This is a genomic window from Streptomyces sp. B21-105 (assembly GCF_036898465.1).
GTDB lineage: Bacteria > Actinomycetota > Actinomycetes > Streptomycetales > Streptomycetaceae > Streptomyces.
Map to the genome: position 1 here is coordinate 6,524,568 of NZ_JARUMJ010000001.1, position 11,824 is coordinate 6,536,391.

Annotated in this window: 12 protein-coding genes and 1 pseudogene; 11 read left to right on the top strand and 2 right to left on the bottom strand. The window is 70.5% G+C overall.

Annotation, left to right across the window (positions count from 1 at the left end):
• Positions 1 to 116: 116 nt before the first annotated feature.
• The 8 genes and pseudogenes from QA802_RS29535 (at position 117) to mutM (ending at position 8,356) form a co-directional block, all read left to right on the top strand.
• Entirely contained in the window at positions 117 to 3,206 is a 3,090-nt protein-coding gene (locus QA802_RS29535) for a helicase-related protein (RefSeq protein WP_334528794.1), read from the top strand.
• Between the two features lie 99 nt (positions 3,207 to 3,305).
• Positions 3,306 to 3,893, top strand: a pseudogene (gene rsmD, locus QA802_RS29540) (16S rRNA (guanine(966)-N(2))-methyltransferase RsmD); the annotation flags it as partial.
• 26 nt (positions 3,894 to 3,919) lie between these two features.
• Positions 3,920 to 4,399, top strand: a complete 480-nt coding sequence (coaD, locus tag QA802_RS29545; protein ID WP_334528797.1) for a pantetheine-phosphate adenylyltransferase — start codon at positions 3,920 to 3,922, stop codon at positions 4,397 to 4,399.
• A gap of 110 nt (positions 4,400 to 4,509) precedes the next feature.
• Complete coding sequence (locus QA802_RS29550) at positions 4,510 to 5,595, top strand: F0F1 ATP synthase subunit B (protein ID WP_334528801.1); 1,086 nt, start codon at positions 4,510 to 4,512, stop codon at positions 5,593 to 5,595.
• Between the two features lie 161 nt (positions 5,596 to 5,756).
• Positions 5,757 to 6,410, top strand: a complete 654-nt coding sequence (locus tag QA802_RS29555; protein ID WP_319170257.1) for a YceD family protein — start codon at positions 5,757 to 5,759, stop codon at positions 6,408 to 6,410.
• 2 nt (positions 6,411 to 6,412) lie between these two features.
• Positions 6,413 to 6,586 carry a 50S ribosomal protein L32 gene (gene rpmF / locus QA802_RS29560; RefSeq protein ID WP_007493396.1) on the top strand — a complete coding sequence of 58 codons (174 nt, stop codon included), beginning with the start codon at positions 6,413 to 6,415 and terminating at the stop codon, positions 6,584 to 6,586.
• 7 nt (positions 6,587 to 6,593) lie between these two features.
• Positions 6,594 to 7,415 carry a ribonuclease III gene (gene rnc / locus QA802_RS29565; RefSeq protein WP_416070940.1) on the top strand — a complete coding sequence of 274 codons (822 nt, stop codon included), beginning with the start codon at positions 6,594 to 6,596 and terminating at the stop codon, positions 7,413 to 7,415.
• 80 nt (positions 7,416 to 7,495) lie between these two features.
• Complete coding sequence (gene mutM, locus QA802_RS29570; RefSeq protein WP_334528806.1) at positions 7,496 to 8,356, top strand: bifunctional DNA-formamidopyrimidine glycosylase/DNA-(apurinic or apyrimidinic site) lyase; 861 nt, start codon at positions 7,496 to 7,498, stop codon at positions 8,354 to 8,356.
• On the opposite strand, the gene QA802_RS29575 is transcribed toward mutM, so the two are convergent.
• On the bottom strand, positions 8,329 to 8,730 hold the full coding sequence (locus QA802_RS29575; RefSeq protein ID WP_319170254.1) for a winged helix-turn-helix transcriptional regulator: 402 nt from the start codon (positions 8,728 to 8,730) through the stop codon (positions 8,329 to 8,331). The two genes, mutM and QA802_RS29575, sit on opposite strands and share 28 nt — an antisense overlap.
• Before the next feature lie 106 nt (positions 8,731 to 8,836).
• On the opposite strand from QA802_RS29575, the gene QA802_RS29580 reads away from it, so the two are divergent.
• Positions 8,837 to 9,424: a flavodoxin family protein gene (locus tag QA802_RS29580; RefSeq protein ID WP_334528809.1), complete on the top strand. Its 588-nt coding sequence runs from the start codon at positions 8,837 to 8,839 to the stop codon at positions 9,422 to 9,424.
• A gap of 27 nt (positions 9,425 to 9,451) precedes the next feature.
• Here QA802_RS29580 and QA802_RS29585 read toward each other — a convergent pair whose 3' ends face one another.
• A complete protein-coding gene (locus QA802_RS29585) occupies positions 9,452 to 10,633 on the bottom strand; it encodes a CAP domain-containing protein (protein WP_334528812.1) in 1,182 nt (393 codons plus the stop codon).
• A 199-nt stretch (positions 10,634 to 10,832) separates the two neighbouring features.
• On the opposite strand from QA802_RS29585, the gene QA802_RS29590 reads away from it, so the two are divergent.
• Both QA802_RS29590 and QA802_RS29595 read left to right on the top strand, forming a co-directional pair.
• Positions 10,833 to 11,114 (top strand): acylphosphatase, encoded by a 282-nt coding sequence (locus QA802_RS29590; protein WP_319170251.1) that lies wholly within the window; start codon positions 10,833 to 10,835, stop codon positions 11,112 to 11,114.
• 379 nt (positions 11,115 to 11,493) lie between these two features.
• Positions 11,494 to 11,697, top strand: a complete 204-nt coding sequence (locus QA802_RS29595) for a hypothetical protein (RefSeq protein WP_109002141.1) — start codon at positions 11,494 to 11,496, stop codon at positions 11,695 to 11,697.
• Positions 11,698 to 11,824 lie beyond the last annotated feature (127 nt).

Consider the following 11,824-nt stretch of genomic DNA (forward strand, 5'->3'; position numbering starts at 1 on the left):
CCGGTGGGGCGGTGACCGCGGATGATGGCCGGAGCGGGCCATCCTAGGGCCCGAACGAGCCGTCTGACCAGGGGTTTCGGGACACCTGTGCGGCAATGTCAGTGGCGTGGTGTGCAATGGATGTCGTGCCCGCGCTGAACGAACCACTGGAAGAACCGCTCACCTCAGTGCTCGGCCCCGCCACCGCGAAGGTGATGGCCGAGCACCTCGGCCTGCACTCGGTCGGCGACCTCCTGCACCACTACCCCCGCAGATACGAGGAGCGCGGCCAGCTCACCCACCTCGCCGACCTCCCGATGGACGAGCACGTCACCGTGGTCGCCCAGGTCGCGGACGCCCGGCTGCACAGCTTCGCCTCCGCCAAGGCGCCCCGCGGCAAGGGCCAGCGCCTGGAGGTGACCATCACCGACGGCAACGGCCGGTTGCAGCTGGTCTTCTTCGGCAGCGGCGTCCACAAGCCGCACAAGGAGCTGCTGCCCGGCACCCGCGCGATGTTCGCGGGCAAGGTCTCGGTCTTCAACCGCCGCCTCCAGCTGCAGCACCCGGCCTACGAGCTGCTGCGAGCCGACGCCGAGGAGTCCGTCGAGACCTGGGCGGGCGCCCTCATCCCGCTCTACCCGGCCACCGCCAAGCTGGAGTCCTGGAAGATCGGCAAGGCGGTCCAGACCGTCCTGCCCACCGCCCACGAGGCGGTCGACCCCCTCCCCGACGCGCTGCGCGAGGGCCGCGGCCTGGTGTCCCTGCCCGACGCCCTCCTGAAGATCCACCGCCCGCACACCAAGGCCGACATCGCCGACGCCCGCGCCCGCCTGAAGTGGGACGAGGCGTTCGTCCTCCAGGTAGCCCTGGCCCGCCGCCGGCACGCGGACGCCCAACTCCCGGCGGTCGCCCGACGGCCCGTGCCCGACGGCCTCCTCACCGCCTTCGACGCCCGGCTCCCCTTCACCCTCACCGAGGGCCAGCAGAAGGTCTCGAAGGAGATCTTCGACGACCTGGCGACGGAACACCCGATGCACCGCCTGCTGCAGGGCGAGGTGGGCTCGGGCAAGGCCCAGCCCCTCGACTCCCTGGTGCTCACACCCGCCGGGTTCCGGCGCATGGGGGACATGGCCGTGGGCGACGAAGTCGTCGTCCCGAACGGGGAGATCGCGCAGGTCGACGGCGTGTTCCCGCAGGGCGAGCGCGAGGTGTGGCGCCTGGTCCTCTCCGACGGCTCCTTCGTGGAGTGCGACGACGAGCATCTGTGGATCGTCGGCACGGAGTCGGCATGGCGCCGCGGTCAGGCTCCCGGGGTCATGACCACGCGCCAGATCCGACAGGACACGCGCGCGGCGGACGGCTCCGCGAAGTGGCACCTCCCGGCGGCGACCCCGGTCGACCTGGGAGGCGACGCAGCGCTGCCGCTGGACCCCTACCGGTTCGGCACCCGGCTGGCCGAGGGCGAAGACCCCGGCGATCCGACCGCGCCCGGCTCGTCCTCGTCCGGAGCGTCCTCGCCCGACGCGGGCATCCCCGCCGCGTTCAAGAACACCTCGGTCAAGAACCGCGGCGCCCTCCTGCAAGGCCTCCTGGACACGGACGGCACGGTCGGCGCGGACGGCCTGAGCGTCATGTTCCGCGCCCGCTCGCACCGGCTCGCCGACGACGTCGCCTGGATCGTGCGCTCGCTCGGAGGCCGGGCACGGCTCTCCGCATCGGGGGAGGGCGTCGAGGTCCTGCTCGCCCTGCCCGACGCGCACCCGCCGTTCCGGCTGTCCCACAAGGCCGCCCGCCTCCGGCCCCGCCCGGACGACGACGCGTTCCGCCGCGGCATCCACGCGGTCGAGTACGTGGGCCGCAAACCCGTCCAGTGCATCAGCGTCGCCCACCCGAGCCACGCCTACGTCACCGACCACTTCACGGTCACCCACAACACCATGGTCGCCCTGCGTGCCATGCTCGCCGTCGTCGACGCGGGCGGACAGGCCGCGATGCTCGCCCCCACCGAGGTCCTCGCCCAGCAGCACCACCGCTCCGTCGTCGAGATGATGGGCGATCTGGCCGAGGGCGGCATGCTCGGCGGATCCGAACAGGCCACCAAGGTCGTCCTGCTGACCGGGTCCATGGGCGCGGCGGCCCGCCGCCGGGCGCTGCTCGACCTCGTCACCGGAGAGGCCGGCATCGTGATCGGCACGCACGCGTTGATCGAGGACAAGGTCCAGTTCCAGGACCTCGGCCTGGTCGTGGTCGACGAACAGCACCGCTTCGGCGTCGAACAGCGGGACGCCCTGCGAGGCAAGGGCAAGCAGCCCCCGCACCTGCTCGTCATGACGGCCACGCCCATCCCCCGTACCGTCGCCATGACCGTCTTCGGCGATCTGGAGACCTCCGTCCTCGACCAGCTCCCGGCCGGCCGCTCGCCCATCGCCAGCCATGTCGTCCCCGCCGCGGACAAACCCCACTTCCTGACGCGCGCGTGGGAGCGCGTGCGCGAGGAGGTGGCGGGCGGCCACCAGGCCTACGTCGTCTGCCCCCGTATCGGCGACGACGAGGACGAGCCGGAGAAGGCCGGCAAGGCCAAGAAGAAGTCCGCCGAGGACGAGGCCGAGAAGCGGCCCCCGCTCGCCGTCCTAGACGTCGCCGAGCAGCTCGTCCGTGGCCCCCTCCAAGGGCTGCGGATCGAGGTGCTGCACGGCCGCATGCCCCCCGACGACAAGGACGCCGTCATGCGCCGCTTCGCCGCGGGCGACACCGACGTCCTGGTCGCCACGACCGTCATCGAGGTCGGCGTCAACGTCCCGAACGCCACCGCGATGGTGATCATGGACGCCGACCGGTTCGGGGTCTCCCAGCTCCACCAGCTGCGCGGCCGCGTAGGCCGTGGCTCGGCGCCGGGCCTGTGTCTCCTGGTCAGCGAGATGCCGGAGGCCGGCGCGGCCCGGCAGCGGCTGAACGCCGTCGCCGCCACCCTCGACGGCTTCGAGCTCTCCCGCATCGACCTCGAGCAGCGCCGCGAGGGCGACGTCCTCGGCCAGGCCCAGTCGGGCGTCCGCTCCAGCCTGCGCGTCCTCGCGGTCATCGAGGACGAGGAGGTCATCGCGGAGGCGCGGCGGGAAGGGGTGGCCGTCGTCGAGGCGGACCCGGAGCTGACCGGCCACCCGGGCCTGCGCACGGCACTGGACGCCCTGCTGGACGACGAGCGGGAGCAGTTCCTGGAGAAGGGGTGAGGAGGACCACCCGGGGGCGCGGGCAACCGCGCGACCCGCCACACTGAACCCGAAGCCGCCTACCCTCCTGAACCCGAAGCCGCCCACCACCAAGGACCAGAGATGACCCGCGTGATCGCCGGAGCAGCCGGCGGACGTCGCCTGGCGGTCCCGCCAGGCACCGGAACCCGCCCCACCTCCGACCGCGCGCGCGAAGGCCTCTTCTCCACCTGGCAGTCCCTCCTGGGCGGCCCCCTCGATGGCGAACGGGTCCTGGACCTGTACGCCGGATCGGGAGCCGTCGGCCTGGAAGCCCTGTCCCGCGGCGCCGGCCACACCCTCCTCGTCGAGGCAGACGCGCGAGCGGCCCGCGTCATCCGGGAGAACGTGCGGAACCTCGCCCTCCCCGGCGCCGAGGTCCGCGCGGGCAAGGCCCGACAGGTCATCGAGGCGGAGCCGACCGCACCGTACGACCTCGTCTTCCTCGACCCCCCGTACGCCGTCTCGGACGACGATCTTCGAGAGATCCTGCTCACACTCCGTTCGAGGGGCTGGCTCGCGGCCGACGCCCTCGTCACCGTGGAGCGCAGCACCAGAGGCGGGGAGTTCCGCTGGCCGGACGGTTTCGAAGCGCTCCGGGCCCGTCGCTACGGCGAGGGAACGTTTTGGTACGGTCGCGCCGCCTCTACGTGCGAAGACGCACGATGACCGGACCGGAGAGCGAGGGAACACAAGTGCGCCGTGCCGTCTGTCCCGGGTCGTTCGACCCGATCACCAACGGACACCTCGACATCATCTCCCGCGCCTCCCGACTGTACGACGAGGTCTATGTCGCGGTGATGATCAACAAGTCCAAGAAGGGCCTGTTCGAGATCGGCGAGCGGATCGACCTGATCCGCGAGGTCACCGCCGAGTACGGCAACGTCCGGGTGGAGGCCTTCCACGGCCTCCTCGTCGACTTCTGCAAGGAGCGCGGGATCCCGGCCATCGTCAAGGGCCTGCGCGCGGTCAGCGACTTCGACTACGAACTGCAGATGGCGCAGATGAACAACGGCCTCTCCGGCGTCGAGACGCTGTTCGTGCCCACCAACCCCACCTACAGTTTCCTGTCCTCGTCTTTGGTCAAGGAGGTCGCCACGTGGGGCGGCGACGTCTCCCACCTGGTGCCGCCCAGGGTCCTCGAAGCGCTGACCGAGCGCCTCGGGCGGGACTGACCGCCGGTCGGTCGTCCTGACGTGCCGTCATCCGGTGTCGGCGGACACCCCATGGCCGTACAGTCGTTCCGTCCGTCTCCAACACAGCTGTAGAGAGTGGCGAGCAACCGGTGGACGTGCAGAAGAAGCTCGACGAGATCGTCACGGCGGTCTCCAGTGCCCGGTCGATGCCGATGTCGGCCTCGTGTGTGGTCAACCGCGCGGATCTGCTCGCCCTGCTGGAAGAGGTACGCGCGGCCCTGCCCGACTCCCTGGCCCAGGCCCAGGAGCTCATCGGCGGCCGCGAGCAGGTCGTCGAGCAGGCCCGCCAGGAGGCCGAGCGGATCATCGAGACCGCCCACGCCGAGCGCGGCTCGCTGGTCTCCGGCACCGAGATCGCCCGCCGCTCCCAGGCCGAGGCCGACCGCATCCTCGCCGAAGCCCGCAAGGAGGCCGAGGAGGTCCGCGCGGAGGCCGACGACTACGTCGACTCCAAGCTCGCCAACTTCGAGGTCGTCCTCACCAAGACCCTGGGCTCCGTCGGCCGCGGCCGCGAGAAGCTCCTCGGCACCGGACCCGGCACCGACGAGAACGGCTACGAGGACGAGGACGCCCCCGAGCGCAGCCACGACCCCGAGACCCTGCGCCGCGACGCCGACACGTACGTCGACACCAAGCTGGGCGCCTTCGAGGCGGTCCTCGCCAAGACGCTGGAGGCGGTCGGCCGGGGCCGCCAGAAGCTGCACGGCCGCATCGCCACGGACGACCTCGGCGCCCTCGCCGACGACAACACGACGTTCCAGCACTCCTCCGACGCCGACTACCTCGCCGACCTGACCGCCCTTGCCGAGCAGGACGCGGCTGCCGCACAGCCCGTCCAGCAGCCGTACGACCTGCAGGAGCCGCAGCCGGCGTACGGCTACCAGCAGCAGCCGGACCCCTACGGCGGCTATGGGCAGCAACAGCAGGGCTACGGCCAGCAGGACGCGTACGGCTACCAGCAGCAGGCCGACCCCTACGCGTATCAGGGGGGCTACGACGCCCAGCAGGCCCCCTACGACCCGAACCAGGCCGTGCAGCAGCATCAGCCCCAGCCGGCGCAGCAGGAGCACCAGCAGGCCCAGCAGGGATACGCCCTCGACGAGACCAGCCTCTTCGACACCGGCATGATCAGCGCCGAGCAGCTGCGCGCCTACGAACAGGGACGCGGGCTCTAGGCCTGGGCAGGCAGGGGCCGGATTGGGCTGTGGGCGAATGCTCCAGTATCCTGGCTCATCGGTCGCGTGTGCGCTTCGCTCATGTCGCATGCGCCCGCGATCGCCGCTGCCCGCGACACCGAGGGGCAGCGTCCCCCGAGCTCAGAAGATCGAAAGCAGGAATGGCTCTGAACGCCCGCCTCGACCACCGCAAGCCTCTCGTGTTCGACACGCACGAGCTGGGGCGGCGGCCCGGTGCGCAGCAGCGCCTGACCCGCGAGATCGACGCTCCCCAGGATCTCGGGATCCAAGGAGTCGTCGGAGTGCCGGAAGGCGCTCCGGTGGAGCTCACGCTCCGACTCGAGTCGGTCATGGAAGGTGTGCTCGTCACAGGCACCGCCCGTGCACGGGCCGAGGGGGAGTGCGTAAGGTGTCTGGAGCCGCTCGAGTTCGATCTCGCAGCGGACTTCCAGGAGATGTTCTCGTACCCTGACGCCGACGACCGGGGCCGTGTGAAAGCGGATCCGGCCGACGACGCCGAGGAAGACGAGGACAGGCTCTTCCTCGAGGACGGACTGTTCGACCTCGAACCCGTGCTGCGCGATGCGGTGGTGCTCGCACTGCCGATGCAGCCGGTGTGCCAGGACGACTGCCCCGGCCTGTGCTCCGAGTGCGGAGTCCGGCTGGCGGACGACCCGGACCACCACCACGACGCCGTCGACATCCGTTGGGCGGCACTGCAGGGACTCGCCGGTTCACCTGAAGACGGCGAGAAGGACGAGATGAGCGGCGGCGTGCCTCGATCAGCGCCCGCCGACGAGAAGCAGGAGAAGTAGCCGTGGCTGTTCCGAAGCGGAAGATGTCGCGCAGCAACACGCGCCACCGCCGGTCGCAGTGGAAGGCTGCGGTCCCCACCCTGGTTGCGTGTGAGCGCTGCCACGAGCCCAAGCTGCAGCACATCGCGTGCCCGTCTTGCGGCACCTACAACAAGCGCCAGGTCCTCGAGGTCTGAGCGGCTGGTGAGAGGCTTCATGTCTGACCCCAAGGCGGACACGACCGCCAAGAACAAGGCGGACACGGCCTCGTCCCACACGCTTCTGGAAGGGCGGCTCGGCTATCGGCTCGAGTCCGCCCTTCTGGTGCGTGCGCTGACCCACCGTTCCTTCGCGTACGAGAACGGCGGTCTGCCGACGAACGAGCGCCTGGAGTTCCTCGGGGACTCCGTGCTCGGCCTCGTCGTCACGGACACGCTGTACCGCACCCACCCCGACCTGCCCGAAGGCCAACTGGCCAAGTTGCGGGCCGCGGTGGTCAACTCGCGTGCGCTGGCGGAGGTCGGTCGTGGCCTCGACCTGGGCTCCTTCATCCGGCTCGGCCGGGGTGAAGAGGGCACGGGCGGCCGGGACAAGGCGTCCATCCTCGCCGACACCCTCGAAGCGGTGATCGGCGCGGTCTATCTCGATCAGGGCCTCGACGCGGCCTCCGAACTGGTGCACCGCCTGTTCGACCCGCTGATCGAGAAGTCCTCGAACCTCGGTGCCGGCCTGGACTGGAAGACCAGTCTCCAGGAGCTCACCGCGACCGAAGGCCTCGGCGTCCCCGAGTACCTGGTCACGGAGACCGGTCCCGACCACGAGAAGACCTTCACTGCTGCCGCCCGCGTCGGAGGCGTCTCGTACGGCACCGGCACCGGCCGCAGCAAGAAGGAGGCGGAGCAACAGGCCGCCGAGTCCGCATGGCGGTCCATCCGGGCCGCGGCGGACGAGCGCGCCAAGGAGGCGACGGCCGAAGCTGCCGCCGCCGCCGACGGCAGCGTGGACCAGGAGTCCGCCTCCGCCTGAGCAGCACCACGCGACGAGCGCCCGCCCCCCGTCGGGGGTGGGCGCTCGGTCCGTGCAGAACCGACGTAACGGGGGATGCCATGCCCGAGTTGCCCGAGGTAGAGGTCGTCCGGCGCGGTCTGGAGCGGTGGGTCGCACATCGCATGGTCGCCGACGCCGAAGTCCTGCACCCGCGTGCCGTGCGCCGCCACCTGGCCGGCGCCGACGACTTCGCGCATCGCCTCGAAGGCCACCGCATCGGCGCCCCGAGCCGCCGCGGCAAGTACCTCTGGCTGCCGCTGGAGGACACCGACCAGGCGATCCTGGCCCACCTCGGCATGAGCGGCCAGCTCCTGGTCCAGCCGCAGAGCGCCCCCGACGAGAAGCATCTGCGCATCCGGGTGCGCTTCGCGGACGACACGGACACCGAGCTCCGCTTCGTCGACCAGCGCACCTTCGGCGGCCTGTCGCTGCATCCGACCGGCCCGGACGGGCTCCCGGACGTCATCGCGCACATCGCCCGCGACCCCCTCGACCCGCTGTTCGACGACGAGGCGTTCCATCAGGCGCTGCGCAGGCGGCGCACCACCGTCAAGCGGGCGCTGCTCGACCAGTCGCTGATCAGCGGCGTCGGCAACATCTACGCGGACGAGGCGCTCTGGCGCTCACGACTGCACTATGACCGTCCGACGGCCGCCTTCACCCGGCCCCGCACGTTCGAACTCCTCGGCCATGTCCGGGACGTGATGAACGCGGCCCTCGCCGTCGGCGGCACCAGCTTCGACAGTCTGTACGTCAACGTCAACGGGGAGTCGGGCTACTTCGACCGGTCCCTGGACGCCTACGGGCGTGAGGGTCTGCCCTGCAAGAGGTGCGCCACGCCGATGCGCCGCCGTCCCTGGATGAACCGGTCCAGCTACTTCTGCCCGAAGTGTCAGAGGGCGCCGCGCGTCCCGTCGTAGCGCTCGCGCGCGGCCAGGACGTCGGTCATCCGGCCCTCGACCAGGTGGATGAGGCCCAGCAGGCGCTCGGCCACCTCCCGCCCGAGCGGGGTCAGTTCGTAGTCCACGCGGGGCGGGTTGGTCGGCTGCGCCTCCCGGTGCACCAGCCCGTCGCGCTCCAGCGCGTGCAGTGTCTGCGAGAGCATCTTCTCGCTCACGCCGTCGACCCGGCGGCGCAGCTCGTTGAAGCGCAACGAGCCCTCGTACAGCGCTCCGAGGGTCAGTCCGCCCCAGCGGCCGGTGATGTGCTCCAGTGTGCCGCGCGAGGGACAGGCCTTGGCGAACACGTCGAACGGAAGGTCCTGGTCCTCCGCTCTCTCCCGGGTGATGTCCATGGGGCAAGCCTACTCGAAGGTAGCGCTAACCGACAGGTTGCACTAACCAAAAGTTAGTGCTTTCCTGTGGTCATTGTTCCCGAGCTGCACATTTCCAGGAGTATGCATGTCCACCGCTGTCGTCTCCGTCGCCTACCACTCCGGCTACGGCCACACCGCCGTCCTCGCCGAGGCCGTCCGTGCCGGTGCCGCCGACTCCGGCGCCGAGGTGCACCTCGTCAAGGTCGACGAGATCACCGAGGAGGAATGGACGCTGCTCGACCGGTCGGACGCCGTCGTGTTCGGATCGCCCACCTACATGGGCACCGCGTCCGCCGCTTTCCACGCCTTCGCCGAGGCGACCTCCGCGCGCTGGCCCGACCAGGTGTGGAAGGACAAGCTGGCCGCCGGATTCACCAACTCGGGCTCCAAGAGCGGCGACAAGCTGCACACGCTGCAGTTCTTCCAGATCCTGGCCGCGCAGCTCGGCATGCACTGGGTCAGCCTGGGGCTGCTGCCCGGCTGGAACAACTCGGCCGGCTCCGAGCACGACCTCAACCGACTGGGCGTCTTCCTGGGCGCCGCCGCGCAGACCAACGTCGACGAGGGGCCCGACGCCGTCCACAAGGCCGACCTGGCGACGGCCGAACACCTGGGCCGCCGGGTCGGCGAGACCGCGCGGATCTTCCTGGCCGGCCGTGCCCGGGCTGCCTGACCGCGAGGGGTTTGAGCTGCGGCTTTCTCAGTAGCCGAAGTCCTGTGTCCACCAAGGGCCGCCGGAGCCGAAGTGGACGCCGACACCCAGGGTCTTGAAGTCGCAGTTCAGGATGTTCGCCTTGTGGCCCGGGCTGTTCATCCAGGCCTCCATGACGGCAGCCGCGTCGGCCTGGCCGCGGGCTATGTTCTCGCCGCCGAGGCCCGATATGCCGGCCTTGGCCGCCCGGTCCCACGGGGTCGCCCCGTCGGGGTCGGTGTGGTCGAAGAACCCGCGCGCGGCCATGTCGTCGCTGAACTTCTCGGCGAGGTCCGACAGGGCGCTGTTCGCGGAGACGGCGCTGCAGCCGACCTTGGCCCGCTCCTCGTTGACCAGCTTCAGCACCTCGGCCGCGGCCTGCGCCTCGGCCGAGACCGTCACGGGGGCTTCGGGCTTCGCCGGCGCCTTCGTGGCGGCGCGCGACTTGGACGGTGTGGTCTCCGGCGTCTCGGAAGGCGTCTCGGAAGGCGTCTTGGACGGCGTCTTGGAAGGCGTTTTGGACGGCGTGGACTCGGGCTTCTCGGGTGCCGTCTTGGTCGGCGCCGACGAGGAGGGGGAGGCAGAGGGGGAGGGCGCGGTCGGAGCGGCGGGCGAGACCGACCGGCCGGCGTCGCGGCTGGTCGGGGCGGAGCCGCGGTCGTCGTCGGCCGAGCCGGACGTGCCGCCCTGCTCGGAGGCCGAGTTGGTCGGCGAACCGGCAGCGGCCTGGACCCTGTCGCCGGAGCCGCCGCTACCGCCTCCGAGGCGGTAGCCGTCGATGCCGGGCACCACACCCGTGGCCACGGCGACCGTGCCGATCGCCACCGCCGCGGAGACGCCGAGCAGACCGGACTTCACCGGCGTGGCGACGCGCTTGCGGCGGCGGCCCGCTCCCGCCCGGTTCGCCCCCGGCCGGTGGGCGCCGCCGTCGGGGGTGAAGCCGTCGGCCGCGAACACCGCGGTGTCGCCGTGGGCGTGGCCGCCCTCCGCGTACAGGTACTCCTGGCTCCTCGCGACGGAGTCCGCGTAGGCCTCCGGGTTCAGATACGGCGCGATGCCGATCGTGGGGAGGGTTTCGGTGTGCGCGTCCTGCGCTGTGTGGCTGTCCGCATACGAGCCGTGCGTCTGTGTGACCCCCGTGGCGCGGCTCGTGGCGGCGCGGCCGGCGGCGGAGCGTCGGTGGCGTCCCATGTCCTTGCCTTCCTCGTCCGAGCGGTGTTCTCAGGTGGTCGGCCGAAGCTCTGGGGCGACACGCGCCTCATGCTCCCTCTGGTCGACCTGACTCACCCGATCGAGTGAGTTTCATATGAGAATCATTGGGTGGGGACGGTACCCCATGGCGCTGGGGGAGGAAGTGCCCCGAGAGACTTTGCCCGGTTAGGTTGCACCCATGAGCGAGGATGTACGACTGGTCGCCTGGGTGCGTGGACACGTGCAGGGCGTGGGATTCCGCTGGTTCACGCGGGCCAAGGCGCTGGAGATCGGCGGCCTGAGTGGTTTTGCTCTCAATGTGGCCGACGGCCGGGTTCAGGTGGTCGCCGAAGGGGCCAAAGAGGGGTGCGAGGAACTGCTCGGCTGGCTTCTGGGTGGCGACACGCCCGGACGCGTTGACGGAGTCACCGAGATATGGGACACACCGCGCGGCGGTTACGACGGCTTCGCGATCCGCTGAGAACCTCCGCCGAGCACGCTCGGGGAAAGCGCGGGGGAATGCCACGGGCACGTGCCCCAGCAGAAAGGGGCAGGTGATTGCCAAGAATCGCTTGCCGTGGCAGGCTCCTGCACTGCAGGATGATCGCCACGCATCGAGGCCCCGCAGGAGTCGCAGCGCCGCCGTTCCGGCCGCGCGCCACCGGGTCGCCCGCCAATGCGGGGCGTGATCGTGTTGACCGTCAAACTTTTTGGTGAGACGCTGAAAGCACCCCGCGCACCCCAGCTGTTCGGCATGGATGAACGGCAGCACGAACAAGATCCTGCCAAGCACCGCGGGTGCTCATCCCTCACGACCCACACCGCTTCGGTCGGTCACTCATTGTGGAGGACCATCCATCATGGCAAAGGCGCTTCTCGGTTACGTCGGCGGCTCCGACCCGCGACTCCTCGCCGAGATGCGACGGCTCCAGCAGCGTGTACAGGACCTGGAATCCGAGCTCGGACGGATCCAGGCCGAGAACGACGCGCTGACGGCTGCCGCTTCTCACGAATCGCTTATGGAGAGCATCGACGCACGCCAGGCGGAGCCTGCGCTCACCTGATCGCTGCACGCCGCACAACGGCACGCACGGTCGGGCGGCTCACTCTCACCGCGTCGGACCGCTAAGTTGTCAGAGTTTGCAAGGGACGCTTCGGCGTCCCTTCTTTCTTGTCCCGCCCGGCATTTCG

Bases quoted from the DNA above. Each gene is read 5' to 3' on its own strand.
- QA802_RS29595 (WP_109002141.1), top strand. From the start codon at position 11,494: ATGGCAAAGGCGCTTCTCGGTTACGTCGGCGGCTCCGACCCGCGACTC.
- QA802_RS29590 (WP_319170251.1), top strand. From the start codon at position 10,833: ATGAGCGAGGATGTACGACTGGTCGCCTGGGTGCGTGGACACGTGCAG.
- QA802_RS29585 (WP_334528812.1), bottom strand. From the start codon at position 10,633: ATGGGACGCCACCGACGCTCCGCCGCCGGCCGCGCCGCCACGAGCCGC.
- mutM (WP_334528806.1), top strand. From the start codon at position 7,496: ATGCCCGAGTTGCCCGAGGTAGAGGTCGTCCGGCGCGGTCTGGAGCGG.
- QA802_RS29555 (WP_319170257.1), top strand. From the start codon at position 5,757: ATGGCTCTGAACGCCCGCCTCGACCACCGCAAGCCTCTCGTGTTCGAC.
- QA802_RS29535 (WP_334528794.1), top strand. From the start codon at position 117: ATGGATGTCGTGCCCGCGCTGAACGAACCACTGGAAGAACCGCTCACC.
- QA802_RS29575 (WP_319170254.1), bottom strand. From the start codon at position 8,730: ATGGACATCACCCGGGAGAGAGCGGAGGACCAGGACCTTCCGTTCGAC.
- QA802_RS29580 (WP_334528809.1), top strand. From the start codon at position 8,837: ATGTCCACCGCTGTCGTCTCCGTCGCCTACCACTCCGGCTACGGCCAC.